Below are 22388 nucleotides of genomic sequence, written 5' to 3' on the forward strand. Positions count from 1 at the left end.
ATCGTGGTGGCCGTGCCGACCCCGGTCGACACCGCCCACAATCCCGACTTCGCGCCGCTGGCCGGCGCCAGCGCCACGGTCGGGCGCCACATGAAGAAGGGCAGCATCGTGGTGTTCGAATCGACCGTGTACCCGGGCGCCACCGAGGAAGTGTGCGTGCCCATCCTGGAGCGCGAGTCGGGCCTGACGTGGAAGCAGGACTTCCATGTCGGCTACTCGCCCGAGCGCATCAACCCGGGCGACAAGCTGCACACCCTGACCACCATCCTGAAGGTGGTGTCCGGCGACGACGCCGCCACCCTGGACGAGGTGGCCGCGCTGTACGAATCGGTGATCACGGCCGGCGTCTACCGCGCCTCCAGCGTCAAGGTGGCCGAGGCCGCCAAGGTGATCGAGAACACCCAGCGCGACCTGAATATTGCCCTGATGAACGAGCTGGCCCTGATCTTCGACAAGATCGGCATCGACACGCTGGAAGTGCTGCAGGCGGCCGGCACCAAGTGGAATTTCCTGCCCTTCCGTCCGGGCCTGGTGGGCGGCCACTGCATCGGCGTCGACCCGTATTACCTGACCCACAAGGCCGACATGGTCGGCTACCACCCGCAGGTGATCCTGGCCGGGCGCCGCATCAACGACGGCATGGCCAAGTTCGTGGCGGAAAAAACGGTCAAGACCATGATCGCGGCCGGCTGCCACGTCAAGGGGTCGCGCGTGATCGTGCTGGGCCTGACCTTCAAGGAAAACTGCCCCGACCTGCGCAACTCGAAAGTGGCCGACATCATCACCGAACTGAAGAGCTACGGGGTGGAAGTGCACGTGCACGACCCGGTGGCCGAACCGGACGAGGCGGTGCATGAGTACGGCGTCGAACTGCAGCGCTGGGACGACCTGCCGCGCGCCGACGCCATTGTGGCCGCCGTGCCGCACGCCGAACTGCTGGCCATTCCGCACGGCGAGCTGTGCGCCAGGCTGACTCCGCTGGGCTGCTTTATCGACGTCAAGTCGGCCTTCGACCTGGCGCCGATCAGCGCGGCCGGCCACGCGGTGTGGAGGCTATGATGAGCGTGGCGCCGGCGGCCTACCTGGAGCGGCAGCAGCAGCTGCGCGAGCAGCCGCGCCACTGGCTGGTGACGGGCGCGGCCGGCTTCATCGGCTCCAACCTGGTCGAGGCGCTGCTCAAGCTGGGCCAGCGGGTTACCGGGCTGGACAATTTTGCCACCGGCCACCAGCACAACCTGGACCAGGTGCGCGCCGCCGTCGGCGAAGCGGCCTGGCGGCAGTTCCGCTTCCTGCGCGGCGACATCCGCGTGCCGGCCGACTGCGCGCAGGCCTGCGAGGGCGCCGACTACGTGCTGCACCAGGCCGCGCTCGGTTCGGTGTCGCGCTCGATCGCCGATCCGCAGACCACCAACGACGTCAACATCACCGGTTTCCTCAACATGATCGCCGCCGCGCGCGACGCCGGGGTGCGGCGCTTCGTGTACGCCGCCTCCAGCTCCACCTACGGCGACCATCCGGACCTGCCCAAGATCGAAGAGCGCATCGGCAATCCGCTGTCGCCTTACGCGGTCACCAAGTATGTCAACGAGCTGTACGCCGGCGTGTTCGCGCGCTGTTACGGCACCGAGACGGTGGGCCTGCGCTATTTCAACGTGTTCGGCCCGCGCCAGGACCCGCACGGCGCCTATGCCGCGGTGATCCCGCAATGGGTGGCGGCGCTGATCCGCAACGAGCCGGTGTTCATCAACGGCGACGGCGAAACCAGCCGCGATTTCTGCTTTATCGACAATGTGGTGCAGGCCAATGTGCTGGCCGCCACCGCCACCGCGCCGGGCGCGGCCAACCAGGTCTACAACGTGGCGCTGAACCAGCGCACCAGTTTGAATCAGCTGTACGGCATGATGGTGGCCCTGCTGCGGGAACGCTGCCCGCATCTTGACCAGCACCGGCCGCAGTATGCCGGCTTCCGGGCCGGCGATGTGCGCCACTCGCAGGCGGACATCGGCAAGGCGGTGCAACTGCTGGGGTTTGCGCCCACGCACCGCATAGAGGACGGCTTGGCCGTGGCGATGGATTGGTATGTCGGCAGCCTGACAGCCAGGTAAACACTATAGAACGGTAAGGCCTGCGTACGGCCCGCCCCGTCATCCGTCGCCGCGAGTAGTACGCACTGGGGAAGGAAAACAATATGTTAAAAATTGCCAATCACTACGTGTCCAAGGTCGCGTTCAGCCTGCTGTTCGTGGAGATCCTGATTTTGATCGGCGCCTTCTACGCCGGCTCCGCCATCCGTTTCTTCGACGGCGACGACTTCCTGCTGCCGCGGCTCGACCATTTCCTGCTGTCGGCCTGCGTGTTTACCGCCGCCATCGTGTTCTCCATGAGCGCGCTGGGCATGTACCAGCTCAATTTCAGCGAAGGCTTGCGCAATCCCTTCTTCCTGCAGCTGGTGCCGTCGTTCGCCATGGGTTTCGGCATTTTGACGCTGGTGTTCTACGTGGCGCCGGACCTGTATTTCGGGCGCGGCATCCTGCTGCTGGTGTTCGCCATCTCGGCCGGCGGCATCCTGGTGGTGCGCGCCATCTTCTTCACCAGCTCCAAGTTCCGCTTCCTCGAGTCGCGCATCATTTTCCTCGGCAACGGCGCGCTGGCCAAGGAGTGCGGCGACCTGGCGCTGCACTCGAACAGCTACCACAAGTACGACGTGGCCGGCTACGTGGCCATGCCGGAAGAGGAGTCGCGGGTGGCCGCCAATTCGGTGCTGGCCATGGAGCCGGGCATGTCGCTGGTGGCGCTGGCGCAGAAATACAATGTGCGCGAAATCGTGGTGTCGGTGCAGAACCGGCGCGGCGGCACCTTCCCCATCCGTGAGTTGCTGGAATGTAAGCTGTTCGGCGTCAAGGTGACCGACGCGGCCACCTTCTTCGAGCGCGAGACCTGCCAGATCCGGGTCGAGTCGCTGCAGCCGAGCTGGCTGGTCTTCGGCGGCGGCTTCGACCAGAGCTTCATGCGCACCTTCATGAAGCGCACTTTCGACATCATCGTGTCCATCATCATCCTGCTGCTGGCGCTGCCGGTCATGCTGTTTACCGCCATCTGCATCAAGCTGGAGGACGGCGGCGCGCTGATCTACAGCCAGGAGCGGGTCGGCAAGGGCGGGCGCACCTTCAAGGTGCTCAAGTTCCGCAGCATGGGCACGGACGCGGAAAAAGGCGGCAAGCCGCAGTGGGCGGCGCAGAACGACCCGCGCGTGACGCGCGTGGGCGGCATCATCCGCAAGCTGCGCGTCGACGAACTGCCGCAGCTGTGGAACGTGTTCAAGGGCGAGATGAGCTTTGTCGGCCCGCGCCCGGAGCGGCCCTACTTCGTCGAGCAGCTGTGCGCCGACATCCCGTACTACAACGTGCGCCACAGCATCAAGCCGGGCATCACCGGCTGGGCCCAGGTGCGCTACGGCTACGGCGCCTCGGTGGAGGACGCGGTGCAAAAGCTGCAGTACGACCTGTACTACGTGAAGAACAACAGCCTGTTCCTGGACCTGCTGGTGCTGATCGATACCCTCAAGGTGGTGTTGTTCGGCAGCGGCCGCTGATGGCGGGGCCGGCATGCTGAGCAGCGTCGCCGTCTTCAGCTACGGCGCGGCGGCGCTGGCCTTCGCGCTGCTGTTCGTGCTGCAGCTGAGCGTGTGGCGCGGCCGCGCGCACGCGCCCGCGCTGGCCGTGGCGGCGCTGGCCACCGCGCTGTGGGCCGGCCTGAATGCCTGGGAGGCGGCCTACGCGCCGGGCCTGTCCGACTGGAACGACGCGCTCGACATCTGCCGCAACGGGGCCTGGTCGGTATTCCTGCTGGCGCTGCTGGGCTTTTTCCAGCGCGGGGCCGGCTGGCAAGCGCTGCGCCACAACCGCCTGCTGCGCCTGGTGGCCGGCTTTTACGCGCTGCTGCTGGCGGCCGAGGCGGTGGCCAACTGGGCGCCGGCGCTGCTGGCCAGCGTGGGCGGCATGCTGCCGCTGGTGATGCTGCGCGCCGGCGCGGCCGTGCTGGGCATGATCCTGGTCGAACAGCTGTACCGCAACAAGCCGCTGCAGGAGCGCTGGGCGCTGAAATACGCCTGCCTCGGCATAGGCGGCATGTACGCCTACGATTTCTACCTGTACAGCGACAGCATGCTGTTCCGCCAGCTCAACCCGGACATCTGGGCCGCGCGCGGCTTCGTGCACGCGCTGACCATGCCGCTGATCGCGCTGGCCGTCTCGCGCAGCAAGGCCTGGTCGAGCGAGCTGTCGGTGTCGCGCCGGGTGCTGTTCCACTCGGCCGCGCTGGCCGGTTCGGCCGCCTACCTGCTGGTGATGAGCTCGGCCGGCTACTACCTGCGTTTCTTTGGCGGCAGCTGGGGCTCGGTGATGCAGGTGGCCTTCCTGTTCGGCGCCACGGTGCTGCTGGCCGGGGTGTTGTTTTCCGGTTCTTTCCGCGCCTGGCTGAAGGTGTTCATCAGCAAGCATTTCTACAGCTATAACTACGACTACCGCGAAGAGTGGATGGGCTTTACCCGCATGCTGTCGGCGGACGGCCCCAACCTGGCCGAGCGCGCCATCCAGGCCGTGGCCGGGCTGGTGGAAAGCCCGGGCGGCGCGCTGTGGCTGCGGCGCGAGTCGGGCCAGTTCGAGCCGGTGGCGCAATGGCATATGCCGCTGGTGAGCGAGACCGAGCCGGCCGAGTCGGCGCTGTGCCAGTTCCTGGAAAGCAAACAGTGGGTGATCGACATGCAGGAATACGAGCGCAGCCCCAGCCTGTATGACGACATCGTGATCCCGCACTGGGTGCGCAACTTCCCGCGCGTGTGGCTGGTGCTGCCGCTGGTGATGCAGGGCCGCCTGTCCGGCTTCATGCTGCTGCAGCTGCCGCGCAGCGCCATCCAGCTGAACTGGGAAGTGATCGACTTGCTCAAGATCGCCTGCAGCCAGGCCGCCAGCTACCTGGCCCAGCAGGACGCGGCCATGGCGCTGATGGTGGCGCGCCAGTTCGAATCGTTCAACCGCATGTCGACCTTCGTGGTGCACGACCTGAAAAACCTGGTGGCCCAGCTGTCGCTGCTGATCCCGAACGCGCACAAGCACCGCAACAACCCCGAATTCCAGCAGGACATGCTCGACACGGTCACCCATTCGGTGCAGAAGATGAAGCTGATGCTGCAAAAACTGAGCCGCAACGACGCGCCGGCCCGTCCGGCGCCATTGTTTATTGACCAACTGTTGCAACAAGCCGTATCCTTGAAGGCAGCGTTCGAACCGCGTCCGCAATTGAAGGTGGAAACCCCCGGACTGCGCGTGCTGGCCGACTGGGAGCGCCTGGAACGGGTGCTGGGACACCTGATCCAGAACGCGATCGAGGCCACGCCGCTGGACGGCCAGGTCGTCATCGCGCTGCGCAGCAGCAGCGGCGCCGGCGGCGACAGCGTGCTGGTGGAAATCAGCGACAGCGGCGCCGGCATGACGGAGGAATTCATCCGCGACCGGCTGTACAAGCCGTTCGAGTCGACCAAGCCGGCCGGCATGGGCATAGGCGCGTTTGAAAGCCGCGAGTACATCCATGAACTGGGCGGCACGCTGGAAGTGAGCAGCCGCCCGCAGCAGGGCACGACCTTCCAGGTCACCCTGCCGCTGTACAATGCAATGTCCGCAGAGCGCGCCGCCTGATGGCGGCGGACGCATCAAAACGGATGGCAAAAGGAATATTGTGAGCAAATCGAAGCTGTTGATCATCGAAGACGACCCCGGCCTGCAAAAGCAGCTGCGCTGGAGCTTTGACGCCTATGAAGTGCTGGTGGCGGGCGACCGCGAGGCGGCGCTGGCGCAAGTGCGCCGCCACGAGCCGGAAGTGGTGATCACCGACCTGGGCCTGCCGCCCGACCCGGACGGCGCCACCGAGGGCCTGGCCACCTTGCAGCAAATCCTGGCGCTGGCGCCGGAAACCAAGGTGGTGGTGCTCACGGGCAACCAGGACCACGCGCACGCGGTGGCCGCCATCGGCCTGGGTGCCTACGACTTCCACCAGAAGCCGGCCGACCCCGACCTGCTGGGCCTGGTGATCCAGCGCGCCTTCTACCTGCACGCGCTGCAGCGCGAGAACCGCCGCATGCAGCAGGCCCAGGCCGATTCGCCGCTGGCCGGCGTGATCAGCCGCGACGCCGGCTTGCAGAAGATTTGCCGCAGCATCGAAAAAGTGGCGCCCACCTCGGCCTCGGTGATGCTGCTGGGCGAGAGCGGCACCGGCAAGGAAGTGCTGGCGCGCGCGCTGCACCAGCTCAGCCCGCGTTCCAAGGAGCGCTTCATGGCCATCAACTGCGCGGCCATCCCGGAAAACCTGCTGGAGTCCGAGCTGTTCGGCTACGAGAAGGGCGCGTTCACCGGCGCGGCCAAGCAGACCAAGGGCAAGGTCGAGCTGGCGCACGGCGGCACCTTCTTCCTCGACGAAGTGGGCGACTTGCCGATGGCGCTGCAGGCCAAGCTGCTGCGCTTCCTGCAGGAGCGTGTCATCGAGCGCATCGGCGGGCACGAGGAAATCCCGGTCGACGTGCGCATCGTCTGCGCCACGCACCAGAACCTGAAGGAGCTGGCCACGGCCGGCCGCTTCCGCGAGGATTTGTACTACCGCCTGTCGGAAATCGTGGTCACCATTCCGCCGCTGCGCAACCGGGTGGGCGACGCTGCGCTGCTGGCGCACCACTTCAAGAACAAGTTCTGCGCGGCCGAGTCGCGCCCCGCGCTGCATTTCAGCCAGGAAGCGATGAACGTGATCGAAGCGTATCCGTGGCCGGGCAATGTGCGCGAGATGGAGAACTGCATCAAGCGCGCCGTCATCATGGCCGACGGGCCGCACATCGTGGCCGAGGACCTGGGCCTGTCCGGTGCGCTGCTGCCGGAAGAGCCGCTGAACCTGCGCCAGGTGCGCGACGAGGCCGAGTACAAGGCCATCGTCAAGGTGCTGGCGCGGGTGGACGGCAACATCGTCAAGGCTTCCGAGCTGCTGGGCGTGAGCCGGCCCACCCTGTATGACCTGATGAGCCGGCACGCCATCAAATCCGGCTCCTGACCGGCGCCATGCGCCAGGCAGTTGTCGTCTACGCTTTCCTGCTGTTCTACGGCAGCCTGTATCCCTTCCAGTGGGCGGCCCGCACCGAGCCGCTGTTCGCTTTCCTGCTGCACCCGGGCGACGCCTACCTGGGCAAGGTCGACCTGGTGCAGAACGTGCTGGTCTACATGCCGTTCGGCCTGCTGCTCGCGGTGTGGTGGGAGCGCCGCCACCGCTACTGGACCGCGCTGCCGCTGGCGGTGGCGGCCGGCACCTTGTTCAGCGTGGGCGCCGAGATCGTGCAGCTGTGGCTGCCCGCCCGGGTGTCGTCGGCGGCCGACGTGGCCATGAACCTGCTGGGCACCCTGTGCGGCGCGCTGCTGGCCGGCTTGCTGCGGCGCGACACCCACAGCGGGGCGCGCCTGCAGGGCTGGCGCGACGGCTGGTTCGCGCGCGGCGCCATCGCCAATACCGGCCTGGTGGTGGTGGCGCTGTGGCTGCTCTCGCAGACCAGTCCGCTGATGCCGGTGTTCGGCCTGGGGCGCTGGAAGCAGGCGCTGCTGCCCGTGTATTTCCAGCTGCGCGGGTATGCGCCGCTCAGCGCCGCCCTGCTGTTCTCGCTGGCCTGCAATTTCACCGCGCTGGGCCTGCTGCTGCGGGCGCTGATCAAGCCGGGCAAGCCCTGGTGGCGCCTGCACGGCGCCTTGCTGTTGGCGGTGCTGGCGGGCCAGTTCCTGATCGAGGGGCACGCGCTGCGGCTGGAGGAGGTGGCCGCGGCGCTGCTGTCGCTGCCGCTGCTGGCATTGGTGCTGGCGCTGGTGCGCCGACCGGCGCAGGCGGCGCAGTGGGCCCGTTGGTCGCGCTCCCTGCGCTGGCTGCGCTGGCCGCGCCCGGCGCGGCCGGACCTGGCCACGCATGCGGAACAAGGCGCGCAGGCGATGGCCGCCGCCTGCGCCGCGATCGCGCTGCTGGCGCTGGCCCTGGTGGCCAGCGAACTGACGCCGGCGCACGGCAACTGGCGCGGCGGCGGCTTCAACTGGGTGCCGTTCCGCGGCCACATGCGCAGCCTGCAGGGCTTTACCAACATCCTGGAATTCCTGTGGCCCTTCATGGGCATGGCCTGGCTGGCGCGGCAGGTGGCGCCGCCCGCGCGCCACCATGCGATCGCGGCCGTCGGCGGCGTGGCGCTGGCGGCAGCCATGTTCGGCATGGAGTGGGCGCAGCTGTACGTGCCCGGCCGTTCGGCCGATGTCACGCAAGTGTTGCTGGCTTGCGCGGGCTGGGCCGCGCCGTGGCTGGTGGAGGAATGGGTGCTGGCGCACCCGCCGGGCGCCGGGGCGCCAGCCTAGTTGGTCTTGGCCGGCGCTGCCGGGGCTGGCTGAGTGGCTGGCGCGGCGGCCGGCGTGGCCGGCGCCGCCTGGCCCGGCGCGTCGGCCTTGCCTGCGTCCGGCGCCGGCGGCGCCTTGCCCTCTTCGGCCGCTGCAGCTTCCTCGCCCTTGCCCTTTTTCTTCAGCGACTCCGGCGCCGGCGCGGCCGACGGGTCCCATTTGCCGGCCTGCACCAGCAGGTTCTTCAGGCCCGGCAGCGGGAACTCCAGCGCATACGCGATCTGCGCGTACTTGTTGGCGTTCACCATGTCCTTGTTCTTGTAGTAAACCAGGCCCAGGTTGTAGTTGGTGCTGGGATTGTCCGGGTCCAGCTGCACCGCGGTCTGGTACTTGGGTAGCGCCTCGGCATCACGCCCAACTGCCAGGAGGTAGCTACCGTACAGCGTGTGCGTGGAAGGGTCGTCGGGTGCGAACCGCACAGCGCGATCGAAATAGCATTCGACCGGACGGCTGCCTTGAGGTAAAAACAGCGATTTTTTGTCTCGCGTGGCAACCCGTATCACCGTGCTGAGCGCCACCGCGTGATTGGGGAACGCGCGCAATGTGTAGTCGAGGTCACCGGCCAGCGTGCTGCTCTTGCCCTTGATGCCGTTTTCCACGTCGACTGTGAAGTGGGCACTTTCCACCAGCCGCAGGTTGAACGCAAACTCGGTGGCGCCCTTGCGGTAGTCATAGGGGCCGTAGGCATTGTCCAGGTTGCCGCAGTATGGCTCCTTGCGGGCCGCGTGGGCGGGCAGGGCCAGGCTGGCTGCAGCCGTCATGGCCAGCAGGGCGGCGGCCAGCGCGGTGCGCGGGCGGCGGTGGTGCGTCAAAGTGTGCTTGCTCATGTCCATCTCCATCATGCGTGGTGTGCGGCGACCTGGTCGAGCAGCTGCGCCAGCTGCTCGGTGCGCGCGCGCCGCGAGTGGGCGGCGATCACGGCGGCCGACGCCAGCGGCGCGGTGCCGTTGCGCACCTGGTCCAGAAAACGCGGCAACGCGTCGATGATCGCATCTTTTTGGTCCAGCGGGGCAATGCTGTCGACGCCGGCCTGGCGCAAGGTGGCGGCGGTGTCGCCGTCGCTGTCGGTCAGCGCCAGGATGGGGCGCCGCGCGCGCAGGTATTCGTACAGCTTGGCCGGCACCTGGTGGTTGCAGTTGGTGGCCTGCAGGATCAGCAGGCCGTCCGCGCTCAGCATTTCTGCCAGCGCGGTGCGGTAGGGCACGTGCGGCGCCAGCTGCACCAGGTCGGCAATGCCGTGCTCGGCGATCAGCCCCGCCAGGTAGTCGTCGTGCGCGGTGGCGCGCAGCACCACGCGCAAGGTGGCGCCGCTGACGGCGCCGCGCTGCTTGAGCGCGGCCAGCGCCTGGAACAGCGGCACCGGGTCGCGCTCGGACGGGTAGATGATGCCGCTGTGCACCAGGGTCAGCGGGCCGCCGTGCGCGCCCGGCGCGGCCGCCGCGCCGCCGCGCTCGGCGTCGGCGAAGTTCTCCTCGTCGTAGGCGTTCTCGATCAGGCGGAACCGGTCGCGCGGGATGGCCGGGAAGCGGTTCTCGTAGGTCTTGATGGCGCCCGGCGTGGTGCACACGGCCACCGTGCAGTGCTCGATGGTCTTGCGTTCTATCCACTGGAATACGCGGCGCGTGCGCGGGTCGGACGGATAGCTGACGTCGGTCATCGGGTCGCGCAGGTCGGCCACCCAGGGCAGGCCGGTCAGGCGCCGCAGCACCAGCCCGATCAGGTGCGCGCTGGCGATCGGGTAGGTCGACCAGATCACGGCCGGACGGTGGCGGCGGATCAGCCGCCAGCCGGCCGGGATGGCGCCCAGGCACCAGCTGGCCCAGCGGTCCGGCAGCGCCATGAAGCCGGCGTAGCGTCCGCCGATCGCCAGGTGGCGCGCGGTGTCGAGCGCGAAGGCGCGCGTGACCGGCACACTGGAGGGAATGTCGCCCATCTGGTCGTCGCCCGGGTTGGCGTAGGCGCGCGGATGGGCCGACAGCATCACCGGCCCCCAGCCCGACTGCGGCAGGTATTGCGAAAACTTCAGGGTGCGCTGGATGCCGCTGCTGCCCCGCATCGGCGGGTAGTGGTAGGCAATCATCAGCACGCGTTTGTTTACCATGAACGCATCCATTCTCCGGTCCAGTCTGCTACTTGGTCGCGCCAGGCACGGCGCGAGAAAGTGTGGTCGGCTTGCGCCAATTCGTATCGGGTTACGCGCGGCGCGGCCAGCAGCTGCTGCCAGGGCCGCGAAGCTTGCACCGCGTCGCGGAATTCCTGCGCCGTCAGGTCGGCGCCGCTGAGGATCAGCAGCACCTTGCCCTGGAACGCGGCCAGGCTGTCGTGCATGCGCCCGGGCAGCGGCGGCAGGTCGGGGTCGGCGATGCGCGGCACCGGCGCGGCGCTGATGCTGGGTGCCGCGGGGGCGGACGGCGCCGCCGTGGGTTCCGCGGGCGCGGCCTTGCCGGACGCGGCGCCCAGCAGGCCGGTGAACGAGCGCAGCGCGGCGCCGTAGTTGAACTGCCCGGTAAAGATCTTTTTCCACAGTGCCGGCTGCAGCAGCCGGTCGCGGTAGTAGTGTTTCAGCGTGGCCTTGGCCAGTCCGCCCTCGGTGCGCACCCAGGGGTTGAGCAGCACCACGCCCTGCACGCGCGCGTCGTGCGCGGCGTAAAACAGCGCGGCCGAGGCGCCGTCGCACAGGCCCCACAGCACCACTTCGCGCACCGCCGGCACGCTGGCCTGGAAGCGGTCGATGGCGCAGCGCAAGTCCTCGCCCACCATTTCGAAGTCGCGCTGCTCGCCTTCGGCGTCGCCCATGCCGCGGTAGTCGAAGCGCAGCACAGCGATGCCCTGCGCGGCCAGGTGGCGCGCCAGCAGGGTGAACTGGCGGTGGCTGCCGCCCCGGTACTGCGGGCCGCCGACCACCACCACCACGCCGCGTTCGGCCGGCCGGGCCGGCACGCTGGCGACGCCGAACAGGCAGTCGCCGCCGCAGTCGAAACTCAGGGCGCGTTCTTCAAACTGCATGGATGGCCTCGCTGTTGCCGCCGTTGCCGCTGCTGTCGATGCCGGCGCGGTGCGCGCCATCGCTGAAGATCGCGCTGCTGGCCTCCAGCAGCGCCGGGCAGGTGGCGATTTCCTGCGTGCCCCAGAACTGCGGGCCGGCCACCGCTTGCGCGTCCAGCTCGGCGCCTTGCTGTTGCCAGGCGGTCACCAGCTTGGCCGATGCCGCCGTCAGCGGCCGGCCTTCAGCCGCCACCACGTCCAGCCAGTGCAGCGGGCACGGCGGCGGCGCGATCTTCGCCAGCTCCAGCGCGTCCAGCGCGTCGGCCAGCTCCGGCGCCAGTTCGTAGCCGGCCACTTCCAGCGCCTGGCCCTCGCGCAGCTGTTCGCGCAGCGCGGCGGTGCCGGTCTTCTGGCTGCCGTCCGTGCCCAGCATGTCGCTGGCCATGCGCAGGCGCAGGAACTGGGTCAAATAGGAACTGCCGCTGTGCACCGGCTGCCACAGCAGCATGCGCTGCGGGGCCGGCGCGCCCAGCGCCTGCTGCGCGCGCGCATAGTCGAGCGCCAGCAGCGCGCCCAGGCGCAAGCCCCACAGCCCTACCGGGCGGCCGAGGCGGGCCGCCAGCCACTGGCAGCCCAGCGCCACGTCGGCCAGCCACAGTTCCCAGCGCGCGTCGGCGAAGTCGCCGCTGCTCTCGCCGGTGCCGTACAGGTCGATCTGCAGCACGGCAATGCCCTGCGCGGCCAGCGCGCGCGCTTGCAGCGCGGCCATGCGGCGCGATTTATTCATTTCCTCGCCGAACGGCGGGACATACACCAGGCCGCCGCGGCAGGCGCCGACGGCAGGATGGAACAGGCAGTAGCGCTCCCCCGCAGCGGCCTTCAGGAAGAAGGGCTGGGCGTGCGCGGCAGGGGAAAACAGGCTCATTGTTCAGTTCAGGCGGTCAGTTTGTGCTCGACAAAGGCGGTCAGGCTGCCGACGCTGGCGAAGGTGGCGGCGTCGATCTCGTCGTCGTCCACGCTGAAGCCGAACTGGTCTTCCATGGCGGCGATCAGCTGGACCACGGCCATCGAATCGAGTTCGGGAATGGCGCCCAGCAGCGGCGATTGCGCGGTGAGCGTGTCGGCGGCGGCGCCCAGGCTGAGCACGTCGGCCAGGATATTCTTCACTTCTTGCAGATACATTGCTTACTCCGTGGATGGTTCGGTATGGCGGGCGGGGACGGGCTGTGCAGCGGGCTGCGCCGGCGCGCGTCCGCCCTTGAGGTTCTTGACCAGGGTGTGCAGGCTTTTCAGGGCCGGCCACCGGTAGTGGGTGATATGGTACATGCTGCGCACCTCGTCAGTCCACCGCAGGTGCCACTCCATCACCTTGCCGTAGAACTCCAGGCGCTCGAACAGGCGGTCTTCGAACAACTGGTGGCAGGTGTCTTCGCGCATCAGGAAGGCCGGCGAATAGTGGCTGCTCAGGCTTTCGTCATAGGTGGTTTTCAGCACGATCTTGGCGCCGCCGCCCTCGATGCACAAATTCATCGCCACCAGGCGGTCGTCGAACCAGTAGCGGTACACGCTGGCTTCGCCGCGCTGGGCGAAATTCTCCAGCATGCTGCGGTAGAAGCGGCCCTGGGCGTTGTCCGGGTGGATTGCCGTGCCGAGCTCGGCCTTCCAGCCGGCGCTTTCCAGCACGCCGTAGTCGGCCACGGCCTGGGCCATGTCGGCCGGCGCACGCAGCACGTCCATGCGCGCCACGATGCCTTCCTTGGCCAGCCTGGCGCGCTGCTTTTTCAGGTTGGCGCGCAGGTTCTTGCCGCGCGCGGCCCAGTATTCGTCGAAGGTGCCGGCGATGGTGATGCGCGCCGTGCTGATGTAGTCGGCGGTGCGCAGCTGGCCGCCGTCGGCCGGGCGCGGGTGCAGCCAGGAGTCGAACTGGGTCAGGCCCAGCACCAGGGGCATGCCGGGCAGGGCGCGCAGCAGCGAGTCCATCAGCTCCGGCAGCGCCTGGCCCGGCAGGTGCAGCCACATGCCCAGCGGCTGCTGCGAGGGCTGGAAGGTTTGCCAGGCGCCTTGCTGGGTTTTCTTCAGCAGCGCCATGGCGACCGTGCGCCCATCCCGCTCGCACGCGGCCAGCCACTCGCCGCCGTCGCCGAACTCGGTGAGCAGCGGCTGCACGAAAGCCGGCTCCAGCAGCGGCGAATTGACGCTGGCCTGGTTCAGCGCGTGCCAGCGCGCGGCGTGGGCGGCGAACTCGCTGGCCGGCAGCAGGGTCCAGCTCATGGCGCGCGCGCCGCCAGCATGGCGGTCTTGATCTTGTCTATCATCCAGTCCAGTTCCTGTTCCTGTAGTTCTTGATGGCAGGGAAACTGCAGCACGTGGCGCGACAACTCCACGCTGTTGCTGCAGACCGTGGCGTCCACTCCCTGCCACAGGTATTCGGCGAAGCGCACTATGGGCACGCCGTCCTTCTTGAGCGAATCGAATACCGGCCCGGGCAGGTCCACGTACAGCGGGAACACCCAAGGGTAGACCCGTTCCGGCAGCACCGCGTGCAGCGGGCGGCAGCCGGGCAGGCCGGCCAGCGCGCTTTGCAGGCGCAGGTAGTTGCTGCGGCGCAGTTCGCCCATGCGGCCGCGCGAGACCAGGCGCAGCATCAGGCGCGAGAATAGCGAGCCGCGCTTGTGCAGCCAGGCCGGGTCGAAGCCGAAGCCGCCTTCGGACGAGCGCGGCGCCATGGCGGCCGGCGCGCCGTGGCTGTGCCGCTTGAGCTGGCCCAGCAGGAAATTCTTCAGGCCCAGCGGCAGCGCCAGCAGGCGCCGCACCGTGCCCAGGCGCCGGTATTCAAAGCCGTCCTCGAGCGCGTTGACTGCCATCTTGGCCTCGAACTTGAAGCCGCCCGCCTGCAGCCGCACCGGCGCCAGCGAATGGCGCGCCGACACCAGGCAGCCGCCCTCGTAAATGGGGAAGAATTTCATGGTGCTGGCGATGGCGTAGTCGCCGAAGGAGCCCACCGGCCGGCCCTGATGCTCGCCGAGGAAGCAGTGGGCGCAGTCTTCCAGCAGCATCAGCTGGTGCTGGTCGCAGAAGGCGCGCAGCGCCGACAGGTTCTGCGGGAAACCGAAATAATTGGTGGCCAACATCACTTTGGCGCCGGCCAGCTTGGCAGCCACGTCCTCCAGGTTGACCTGGGTGTCGCCGTGGATGCGGTAGAACACCGGCGTGGCGCCCAGCCATACCACCGGTTCTATCATCGAGGCGCAGTGATAGGACGGCATCAGCACGCGGTCGCCGGGGCCCACGCCCATCTGGCGCAGCGCCAGCGCGATGGCGACGCGGCCGCTGGTGACCAGCAGCGCCTCGCGCGTGTCCAGGATCGACGGCGCGTGCCCGCCGGCACGGCGGAACGAGTCGCGCGAGAGCACCGGCTTGGTGGGGACGTGCGCGCGCGGGTAGTTCGGCAACACCGGCGGATGGCCGGCCGGCGGCGCGGCAGGGCTGGCCGTGGATTGCTGCGGGGCGCGGTCTGCGAGGGGGGCCATCTCCGTGTTTCTCCGGTAGTTGCGGGGCGTTTCGGCTTGTTTCAATTAATACATCAGATAGTATAACTGTTGCAACAATTTCGCACAATCACACTGTCTGCCCCGGGCGGTACAGATTGTGCAGCAGGCGCAAGGTGAAGCCCAGCGGCTTGCGGTCCCAGGGCGTGAAGCGCGGCAGCTGGTACAGGTCGGCATCCGGCCCGGCCGCGCCCCACGAGGTGCACACGGCCGCCTCGAAGCCCAGCTCGCGCGCCAGCGCCACATGGGCGGCGTGGTAGTCGCGTCCCGGCTTGCCGTTGGGGTAGGCGAACAGGCGCACCGGAGCGCCGGTCATGTCTTCCAGCGCCGCCTTGCCGCGCGCGATCTCCTGCCGCGCGCCGTGCTCGTCCATGCTGGCCAGGATGGGGTGGTGCACCGTGTGCGCGCCGATCTCCATGCCGGCCGCGTGCAGCCGGCGCAACTGCTCGGTGTTCATCATCAGGTCGTCCGGCAGCGCCAGGCCGAGGTGGCCGCGCAGCTGCTCGACCGCCGCCAGGCGCGCCGCCGGCTCCAGGTATTTCAGCTGGCCCAGCAGGGCGTGGATGGCGGCCGTGCGTTCGGCGTCGCTGCCGATGGCGTGGCTGCCATAGCCCAGCGCTGCCAGTTCCAGGCGCGGTCCGGGCGCGCGGCGCACCAGCTCGATGACGGTGTCGTTCCACATGCGCCCGCCGTTCAGGAAGCCGGTGGCGACAAAGAAGGTGGCGGCCAGGCCGTGGCGCTGCAGGATGGGCAGCGCGATCTCGGCGTTGTCGGCGTAGCCGTCGTCGAAGGTGACGCAGGCTGCGCGCGGCGGCAGCGTGCCGTCGCGCAGCCGCTGCGCGGCCTCGGCCAGCGGCATTACGCGGAAGCCCTGCTTGAGCCAGGCCATTTGCTGGTCGAAGCGGGCCGCGTCGACCTCGTCCGGAAACAGCGGGTCGGTCTGCGGCAGGACGCGGTGGTAGATCAGGATGCTCAGGCTGCGGCGGGCGCGGCCGAGCGCGCCCAGGCGCAACAGGGAACGGCGCGCCAGCGCGGCCAGCTTGGTGCTTACACTCATGGATCAGGCCTGCTTTACCGTGGGTTGTGCCGCGATGGCATGGGGCCCGCTGCCGCCGGCGGTGGCCGGCGCGGGCTGCTGCAGGGCGTCCTGCACGATCTGGCCGGTCACCAGCAGGGCGCCCATCAGATAGTAGGGCACGTCGAAGTACAGCAGGCTGAGGAAGGCGCCGCCGACGCCGAAACCGATCATGCTGACTTGTATCATGCCGGCCAGCTGGGCGGCCCATTTCAGGTCGTCGCGCTTGGCGGTCTGGCGGATGATCCACTTGGCCCGCCGCCAGCAGATGACGATTAGCGCCAGGTACAGTCCCAGTCCAATGAAGCCGTGCTCGCCCAGGCATTGGAAATAAATGCTGTGGGCGGCGTGGATGTCGTTCGGCACCGGCGCGTAGCGTCCGAACACGTAGGCGTCGTAGATTTCAAAGCCGCCGCCGGTCAGCGGACGGTCGATGGCCAGGTTGGTGGCCATTTGCCAGGCGTTGATGCGGCCCATGGCCGAACCGTCCTCCTGGTAATTGTCGATGGTGTCCATGCGCTCGGTCCACTGGGCCGGCATGAACAGGATCAGCAGCGGCAGCATCAGCGCCATGCCGGTGCCCAGCGCGGCCTTTTTCGGGCTTTTCAGCCACAGGAAGCCGCACATGCCGACCAGGGCCAGCAGCGCGCCGCGCGAATACGAGCCCAGCGAGGCCAGCGCGCACAGGCCGATCGCCCCCAGCAGCCCGTATTTCAGCCACTTCTTGACCGAAACCAAGTGCAGGTAATACAGGATGGGGATAATCACCACGAAGGCCAGCGCCACTTCGTTGTTGCCGTAGATAAAGCTGCCTTCCGGGCCCCAGACCCGGAAGCTGCCGCCGGTGGCAATGGTGAACACGCCGCCCTTGACGCCGTAGTACGCCAGCGAGCCGGCCAGGGTCCACAGCATCAGGTGCAGCTGCTCCTTGTTGCGGATCAACATCATCACCACCAGGTTCATCAGCATGATCTTGAACACGCGCTGCAGCATGACGAACGATTCGCCGGGGTTGATGGCGAAAATGGTGCTGATGCACATCCAGATGGTAAACGCCACCAGCACCGGCACCGCCGGCGAGGACGGCGGCCGCTTGGGACCGGGTGCGACCAGCAGGGCCAGCATGGTGGTGGCGGCGATGATGGCGGCGAACGGGAAATCGTAGGCAAAGCCCCAGCTGAGGCGGTGCGGATTCATGACGCTGATCCAGATCCACATCAGCGCCCCGATGTAGGGTTTCTTGAAAGTGTAGGGCAATGAAGCGAACACAATCAGCGTGATGACGATATCTCTCATGCAGCATCCTGTAGGGGTGGCTTTATCAAGCAAATACTGTTGTAATACTGCAATTGCTTGTTTCCATTTATATATCGCCGTAGTATAACCCGGCCTCGGCTATTTTAATCCGTTAAGGCAAGCTTTTTGCCATCGTTCGGCGCAGGTTTGTTGCAGACCCGGCGATAGACAGGGCGGAGGGCCACGCGTACCATGCTGCATTGTGTCACATTGTTAATTCAAACATATTGTTGAGAATCATGAGCGACCTGATCCACGAATTCATCTTCGCCAGCGCGGCGCGCACGCCGGCCGCCGAGGCCCTGGTGTACGGCCAGCGCCGGCTCGACTACGCGGCGCTGGCGCTGGCCGTGCGCGGCGCGGCCGACGCGCTGCTGGGCGCCGGCCTGGGACGGGGCGAGCGCGTCGCCGTCTATATGGAAAAGAACGTGGAGAACGTGGCCGCCATGTTCGGCGCGGCGGCCGCCGGCGGGGTGTTCGTGCCGGTCAACCCGCTGCTCAAGCCGGAACAGGTGGCTTACATCATGGCCGACTGCAATGTGCGGATCTTGGTGACCTCGGCCGACCGCCTGCGCCTGCTGGCCTCCAGCCTGGCGCTGTGCCCGGACCTGCGCATGGTGTTCGCCGTCAACCCCAACGGGCTCGACTTGCCGGAAGTGGCCGGCGTGTCCGTGCTGGGCTGGGACAGTGCCACCGCGGCGCCCCCAGGCATGCAGCCGCACCGCGCCATCGACACCGACATGGCGGCCATTCTGTACACCTCGGGCAGCACCGGCAAGCCGAAAGGTGTTGTTTTGTCGCACCGCAACATGGTGGCCGGCGCCGTCAGCGTCTCCACCTACCTGGAAAACACGGCCGCCGACCGCCTGCTGGCGGTGCTGCCGCTGTCCTTCGACTACGGCCTGAGCCAGCTGAGCACCGCGTTCCGGGTCGGCGCCACCGCCGTGCTGATCAACCACCTGCTGCCGCGCGACATCCTGAAAGCCGTGGCGGCCGAGCGCATCACCGGCCTGGCGGCCGTGCCGCCGCTGTGGATACAGATTGCCGGCCTGGACTGGCCGGCCGACTGCACCTTGCGCTACCTGACCAATTCCGGCGGCGCCATGCAGCGTCCCACGCTGGACGCGCTGCGCCGCGCGCTGCCGAACGCCAAGCCCTTCCTGATGTACGGCCTGACCGAGGCCTTCCGTTCCACCTACCTGCCGCCGGACCAGGTCGACCTGCGCCCCGATTCCATGGGCAAGGCCATCCCGAACGCGGAAGTGATGGTGCTGCGCCCGGACGGCAGCGAGTGCGATCCGCACGAGCCGGGCGAGCTGGTGCACCGCGGCGCGCTGGTGTCGCTGGGTTACTGGAACGATCCGGCCAAGACCGCGGAGCGCTTCAAGCCCTACCGCGCCGAACCCGGCATCGTGCTGGCGGAAATGGCGGTGTGGTCGGGCGACACCGTGCGCAAGGACGAGGAAGGCTATTTGTACTTCATCAGCCGCAACGACGAGATGATCAAGACCTCCGGCTACCGGGTCAGCCCGAGCGAGGTGGAAGAAGTCATCTATGCCCGCGAGCAGGTGTCCGAGGCGGCCGCGCTGGGCGTGTCGCACCCCGCGCTGGGCCAGGCCATCGTGGTGGTGGCGCTGTGCAAGCCGGGCCAGGAGCTGACGGCCGCCGAGCTGCTGGCCGCCTGCAAGCCGCACCTGCCGGCCTATATGCTGCCGCAGCGCATCATCATGGCCGAGGCCAGCTTGCCGCGCAATCCGAACGGCAAGATAGACCGCAAGCTGCTCAGCCTGCAATACGAACACTGTTTTACGGAGAACTCCCAATGAGCGCAGTGCGCCCGCAGCATGCGCCCCTGGTGCAATTTCCCATCGTCGACGACTGCCTGCAGATAGGCGGCGTGCCGCTGACCCTGCTGGCCGCGCGCGTCGGCCAGACCCCGTTCTACGCTTACGACCGCGTCGCCATGACGGCCCGCGTGGCCGAGCTGCGGCGCCATTTGCCGCCGGAAATCGAGCTGCATTACGCCATGAAGGCCAATCCCATGCCGGCCGTGGTGCAGCACATGGCCGGCCTGGTGGATGGCATCGACGTGGCCTCCGGCGGCGAGCTGCGGGTGGCGCTGGACACCACCATGGCGCCACGCAACATCAGCTTCGCCGGCCCCGGCAAGAGCGACGCCGAGCTGGCCTGCGCGGTGGCGGCCGGCATCGTGCTGAACATGGAATCGGCCGGCGAGATGGAGCGTATCGCCGCCATCGGCGAACGGCTGGGCGTGCGGCCGCAAGTGGCGGTGCGCGTCAACCCGGACTTCGAGCTGAAATCGTCCGGCATGAAGATGGGCGGCGGCCCCAAGCAGTTCGGGGTGGACGCCGAGCAGGTGCCGGCGCTGCTGGCGCGCCTGGGCCAGCTGGCGCTGGACTTCCACGGCTTCCACATCTTCAGCGGTTCGCAGAACCTGAAGGCCGAAGCGCTGCAGGAAGCGCACGAGAAAACCTTCGCGCTGGCGCTGCGCCTGGCCGCACACGCGCCGCGTCCGCTGCGCATGCTCAACATCGGCGGCGGCTTCGGCATTCCCTATTTCCCCGGCGAGGGCAGGCTGGACCTGGCGGCGGTGGGCGAGAACCTGAAGCGGCTGCTGCCCGACGTCAAGCGCGCGCTGCCGGAGGCCCACATCGTCATCGAGCTGGGACGCTATCTGGTGGGCGAGGCCGGCGTCTACGTCAGCAAGGTAATCGAGCGCAAGCTCTCGCGCGGCCAGGTCTACCTGGTGACCGATGGCGGCCTGCACCACCACCTGTCGGCCTCGGGCAACTTCGGCCAGGTGATCCGCAAGAACTATCCCGTCGTGATCGGCAACAAGGTGCGCGGCGGGGAGCGCGAAACGGCGTCCGTGGTGGGGCCGTTGTGCACGCCACTGGACTTGCTGGCCGACCAGATGGAGCTGGCGCAAGCCGGCCCCGGCGACCTGGCCGTGGTGTTCCAGTCCGGCGCCTATGGCCTGACGGCCAGCCCCGGCGCCTTCCTCAGCCATCCCGGCGCGGTGGAAGTGCTCGTCGGCAGCGATGTGCTCAGTGACGAACCAGTTGGAGACAGTGTATGAGCGGTATTTGCGGTTGGATGGGCCATGGTCACGGCGCGGCGGAAAACCGCGCCCTGATCGAGGCGATGGCGGCGCCGCTGGCGCGTTTCGACGGCAGCGCCGTGCACGCCCTGGCGGGCAATGCCAGCGCGCTGGCGGTGGCGGCGGGCGTGGACTGCGCCCACAGCCTGCAGCGCGACGGCGTCTCGCTCGCGCTGTGGGGCGACGTGCAGCTGCGCGACGCCGCGCGCCGCGAGCAGGCCGTGGCCGAAGGCATGGGCGCGGCCTTGCTGGCCTTGTGGAAGCAGGGCGCCGAAGCGCTGTGCAACGGCCTGGTGGGTGCCTTCGCGCTGGCCGTGCTGGACGAGCGCGCCGGCGAGGCGCTGCTGGCCATCGACCGCATGGGCACGCATCCGCTGGCCTGGCAGCTGGCCGGCGAAACGCTGGTGTTCGGCTCATCGGCCGACAGCCTGGTGCGCCACCCGCAAACGCCCGCCAAGCTGGATCCGCAGGGCCTGTACAACTACGTGTACTTCCACATGGTGCCGGCGCCCGGCACCGTGTACCAGAACCAGCAGCGCCTGTTGCCGGGCACCTATCTGCGCTACCGCCAGGGCCGCGTCGAGCAGCAGACCTACTGGCGCATGCAGTTCCAGGAAAACGGCAACCGCCCGTTCGGCGAACTCAAGGAGCAGTTCCGCGACGTGCTGCGCAGCAGCGTGCGCGACGCCTGCGGCACCCAGCCGGTGGGCGCCTTCCTGTCCGGCGGCACCGACAGCTCGACCCTGGCAGGCATCCTGTGCGAGGTGGGCGGCAAGCCGGCCAAGACCTATTCGATCGGCTTCGAGGCCCAGGGCTACGACGAGATGGAATACGCGCGCATTGCCTCGCGCCATTTCGGCACCGAGCACCATGAATACTATGTGACCCCGGCCGACGTGGCCGACGCCATCCCGCAGATGGCGCAAGTGTTCGACCAGCCCTTCGGCAACGCTTCGGCGGTGCCGGCCTTCTACTGCGCCCGCATGGCGCGCGCCGACGGCGTGGCGCGCATGTTCGGCGGCGACGGCGGCGACGAGCTGTTCGGCGGCAATGAGCGCTATTCCAAGCAGCACGTGTTCGCGCTGTACGAGCGCGTGCCCTCGCTGCTGCGCAAGGCGCTGCTGGAGCCGGCCGTGTTCAACTTCCCGGGCGGCGAGCACGTCAAGCTGTTGCGCAAGGCGCGCAGCTATATCGAGCAAGCCTCGGTGCCGATGCCGGCGCGCCTGGAAACCTACAACCTGCTGGGCCGCTACGGCCCGACCCAGGTCTTCACCGACGAGTTCCTGGCCGGCGCCGACGTCGGCCAGCCGCTGGCCGGCCTGAACGCCACCTACGGCCTGAGCGACGCCCCCAGCCTGATTAACCGCATGCTGGCGCTGGACCTGAAGGTGACCCTGGCCGACAACGACCTGCCCAAAGTGATGAAGGCGTGCGAGCTGGCCGGCATGGAGGTGGCGTTCCCCTTCCTGAGCGAGCAGATGGTGGCCTTCTCGGCCGGCCTGACGCCGCAGCAGAAGCTGAACGGCACCCAGCTGCGCTATTTCTTCAAGGAAGCGCTGCGCGACTTCCTGCCCAACGAGATCATCACCAAGCAAAAGCACGGCTTCGGCCTGCCGTTCGGCGTCTGGCTGCAGCAGACGCCGCAGCTGCAGGCGCTGGCGGCCGACAGCTTGAGCGACCTGAAGCGGCGCGGCATCGTGCGCGCGGACTTCATCGGCAAGCTGATGGACCAGCACCTGGCCGAGCACGCCGGCTACCACGGCACCATGGTGTGGGTGCTGATGATGCTGGAGCAGTGGTTCCGCCAGCGTCCCGGCACGACGGCCTAGGCTCCGCCGGCACGATTTGTTGCTGGACGAGTTATTGCTATTGCTACACAACTGTGAACATGCCAACATGACGGGAGG

Annotated in this window: 18 protein-coding genes; 9 read left to right on the plus strand and 9 right to left on the minus strand. The window is 68.0% G+C overall.

The annotated features are described in order from the left end of the window. The 6 genes from AC6H42_RS03760 to AC6H42_RS03785 form a co-directional block, all read left to right on the plus strand. Positions 1 to 1059, plus strand: a 1059-nt coding sequence (locus AC6H42_RS03760; protein ID WP_497547445.1) for a nucleotide sugar dehydrogenase, incomplete at its 5' end; no start/stop codon positions are given. Further along, the gene (locus AC6H42_RS03765; protein WP_497547446.1) at positions 1056 to 2105 is read left to right on the plus strand and encodes an SDR family oxidoreductase; all 1050 of its coding nucleotides are present in this window, start codon (positions 1056 to 1058) and stop codon (positions 2103 to 2105) included. The genes AC6H42_RS03760 and AC6H42_RS03765, both read left to right, overlap by 4 nt. A gap of 83 nt (positions 2106 to 2188) precedes the next feature. Further along, positions 2189 to 3592, plus strand: coding sequence for a TIGR03013 family XrtA/PEP-CTERM system glycosyltransferase (locus AC6H42_RS03770; protein ID WP_057158519.1), 1404 nt, complete (start codon positions 2189 to 2191; stop codon positions 3590 to 3592). A gap of 13 nt (positions 3593 to 3605) precedes the next feature. After that, positions 3606 to 5693, plus strand: a complete 2088-nt coding sequence (gene prsK, locus AC6H42_RS03775) for an XrtA/PEP-CTERM system histidine kinase PrsK (protein ID WP_057158518.1) — start codon at positions 3606 to 3608, stop codon at positions 5691 to 5693. Between the two features lie 40 nt (positions 5694 to 5733). Further along, entirely contained in the window at positions 5734 to 7089 is a 1356-nt protein-coding gene (gene prsR, locus AC6H42_RS03780) for a PEP-CTERM-box response regulator transcription factor (protein WP_057158517.1), read from the plus strand. A gap of 8 nt (positions 7090 to 7097) precedes the next feature. Then, the gene (locus tag AC6H42_RS03785; protein ID WP_497547447.1) at positions 7098 to 8417 is read left to right on the plus strand and encodes a VanZ family protein; all 1320 of its coding nucleotides are present in this window, start codon (positions 7098 to 7100) and stop codon (positions 8415 to 8417) included. On the opposite strand, the gene AC6H42_RS03790 is transcribed toward AC6H42_RS03785, so the two are convergent. The 9 genes from AC6H42_RS03790 to AC6H42_RS03830 all read right to left on the minus strand — a co-directional run bounded on the left by AC6H42_RS03790 (position 8414) and on the right by AC6H42_RS03830 (position 17360). Next, positions 8414 to 9283 (minus strand): tetratricopeptide repeat protein, encoded by an 870-nt coding sequence (locus AC6H42_RS03790; RefSeq protein WP_497547448.1) that lies wholly within the window; start codon positions 9281 to 9283, stop codon positions 8414 to 8416. The two genes, AC6H42_RS03785 and AC6H42_RS03790, sit on opposite strands and share 4 nt — an antisense overlap. 11 nt (positions 9284 to 9294) lie before the next feature. Next, entirely contained in the window at positions 9295 to 10557 is a 1263-nt protein-coding gene (locus AC6H42_RS03795) for a glycosyltransferase (RefSeq protein ID WP_229418380.1), read from the minus strand. Continuing rightward, complete coding sequence (locus AC6H42_RS03800; RefSeq protein ID WP_057158514.1) at positions 10551 to 11462, minus strand: hydrolase 1, exosortase A system-associated; 912 nt, start codon at positions 11460 to 11462, stop codon at positions 10551 to 10553. The genes AC6H42_RS03795 and AC6H42_RS03800 overlap by 7 nt, the downstream gene beginning before the upstream one ends. Then, on the minus strand, positions 11452 to 12366 hold the full coding sequence (locus tag AC6H42_RS03805; RefSeq protein ID WP_497547449.1) for a hydrolase 2, exosortase A system-associated: 915 nt from the start codon (positions 12364 to 12366) through the stop codon (positions 11452 to 11454). The genes AC6H42_RS03800 and AC6H42_RS03805 overlap by 11 nt, the downstream gene beginning before the upstream one ends. Positions 12367 to 12374: 8 nt before the next feature. Next, positions 12375 to 12623 carry an acyl carrier protein gene (locus tag AC6H42_RS03810; protein WP_057158513.1) on the minus strand — a complete coding sequence of 83 codons (249 nt, stop codon included), beginning with the start codon at positions 12621 to 12623 and terminating at the stop codon, positions 12375 to 12377. A 3-nt stretch (positions 12624 to 12626) separates the two neighbouring features. Further along, positions 12627 to 13712 carry a GNAT family N-acetyltransferase gene (locus AC6H42_RS03815; protein ID WP_057158512.1) on the minus strand — a complete coding sequence of 362 codons (1086 nt, stop codon included), beginning with the start codon at positions 13710 to 13712 and terminating at the stop codon, positions 12627 to 12629. Next, the gene (locus tag AC6H42_RS03820; RefSeq protein WP_082552226.1) at positions 13709 to 14971 is read right to left on the minus strand and encodes an aminotransferase class I/II-fold pyridoxal phosphate-dependent enzyme; all 1263 of its coding nucleotides are present in this window, start codon (positions 14969 to 14971) and stop codon (positions 13709 to 13711) included. Before AC6H42_RS03820 ends, AC6H42_RS03815 begins: the two co-directional genes overlap by 4 nt. Before the next feature lie 88 nt (positions 14972 to 15059). Next, positions 15060 to 16046, minus strand: a complete 987-nt coding sequence (locus AC6H42_RS03825; RefSeq protein ID WP_057158511.1) for a polysaccharide deacetylase family protein — start codon at positions 16044 to 16046, stop codon at positions 15060 to 15062. Between the two features lie 3 nt (positions 16047 to 16049). Further along, on the minus strand, positions 16050 to 17360 hold the full coding sequence (locus AC6H42_RS03830) for a putative O-glycosylation ligase, exosortase A system-associated (RefSeq protein ID WP_057158510.1): 1311 nt from the start codon (positions 17358 to 17360) through the stop codon (positions 16050 to 16052). A gap of 239 nt (positions 17361 to 17599) precedes the next feature. Between AC6H42_RS03830 and AC6H42_RS03835 the strand changes: the two genes are divergently transcribed. The 3 genes from AC6H42_RS03835 to AC6H42_RS03845 are packed head-to-tail and all read left to right on the plus strand — an operon-like array spanning position 17600 to position 22310. Continuing rightward, positions 17600 to 19186 (plus strand): acyl-CoA ligase (AMP-forming), exosortase A system-associated, encoded by a 1587-nt coding sequence (locus AC6H42_RS03835; RefSeq protein ID WP_497547450.1) that lies wholly within the window; start codon positions 17600 to 17602, stop codon positions 19184 to 19186. Next, entirely contained in the window at positions 19183 to 20460 is a 1278-nt protein-coding gene (locus AC6H42_RS03840) for a pyridoxal-dependent decarboxylase, exosortase A system-associated (protein WP_497547451.1), read from the plus strand. Before AC6H42_RS03835 ends, AC6H42_RS03840 begins: the two co-directional genes overlap by 4 nt. Next, entirely contained in the window at positions 20457 to 22310 is a 1854-nt protein-coding gene (locus tag AC6H42_RS03845; RefSeq protein WP_497547452.1) for an asparagine synthetase B family protein, read from the plus strand. Before AC6H42_RS03840 ends, AC6H42_RS03845 begins: the two co-directional genes overlap by 4 nt. Positions 22311 to 22388 lie beyond the last annotated feature (78 nt).

Source organism: Massilia sp. NBRC 108631, from assembly GCF_059704565.1.

Bases quoted from the DNA above. Each gene is read 5' to 3' on its own strand.
- AC6H42_RS03825 (WP_057158511.1), bottom strand. From the start codon at position 16,046: ATGAGTGTAAGCACCAAGCTGGCCGCGCTGGCGCGCCGTTCCCTGTTG.
- AC6H42_RS03770 (WP_057158519.1), top strand. From the start codon at position 2,189: ATGTTAAAAATTGCCAATCACTACGTGTCCAAGGTCGCGTTCAGCCTG.
- AC6H42_RS03830 (WP_057158510.1), bottom strand. From the start codon at position 17,360: ATGAGAGATATCGTCATCACGCTGATTGTGTTCGCTTCATTGCCCTAC.
- AC6H42_RS03835 (WP_497547450.1), top strand. From the start codon at position 17,600: ATGAGCGACCTGATCCACGAATTCATCTTCGCCAGCGCGGCGCGCACG.
- AC6H42_RS03790 (WP_497547448.1), bottom strand. From the start codon at position 9,283: ATGAGCAAGCACACTTTGACGCACCACCGCCGCCCGCGCACCGCGCTG.
- AC6H42_RS03805 (WP_497547449.1), bottom strand. From the start codon at position 12,366: ATGAGCCTGTTTTCCCCTGCCGCGCACGCCCAGCCCTTCTTCCTGAAG.
- AC6H42_RS03820 (WP_082552226.1), bottom strand. From the start codon at position 14,971: ATGGCCCCCCTCGCAGACCGCGCCCCGCAGCAATCCACGGCCAGCCCT.
- AC6H42_RS03840 (WP_497547451.1), top strand. From the start codon at position 19,183: ATGAGCGCAGTGCGCCCGCAGCATGCGCCCCTGGTGCAATTTCCCATC.
- AC6H42_RS03795 (WP_229418380.1), bottom strand. From the start codon at position 10,557: ATGGTAAACAAACGCGTGCTGATGATTGCCTACCACTACCCGCCGATG.
- AC6H42_RS03810 (WP_057158513.1), bottom strand. From the start codon at position 12,623: ATGTATCTGCAAGAAGTGAAGAATATCCTGGCCGACGTGCTCAGCCTG.
- prsK (WP_057158518.1), top strand. From the start codon at position 3,606: ATGCTGAGCAGCGTCGCCGTCTTCAGCTACGGCGCGGCGGCGCTGGCC.
- AC6H42_RS03765 (WP_497547446.1), top strand. From the start codon at position 1,056: ATGATGAGCGTGGCGCCGGCGGCCTACCTGGAGCGGCAGCAGCAGCTG.
- AC6H42_RS03800 (WP_057158514.1), bottom strand. From the start codon at position 11,462: ATGCAGTTTGAAGAACGCGCCCTGAGTTTCGACTGCGGCGGCGACTGC.
- AC6H42_RS03785 (WP_497547447.1), top strand. From the start codon at position 7,098: ATGCGCCAGGCAGTTGTCGTCTACGCTTTCCTGCTGTTCTACGGCAGC.
- AC6H42_RS03815 (WP_057158512.1), bottom strand. From the start codon at position 13,712: ATGAGCTGGACCCTGCTGCCGGCCAGCGAGTTCGCCGCCCACGCCGCG.
- AC6H42_RS03845 (WP_497547452.1), top strand. From the start codon at position 20,457: ATGAGCGGTATTTGCGGTTGGATGGGCCATGGTCACGGCGCGGCGGAA.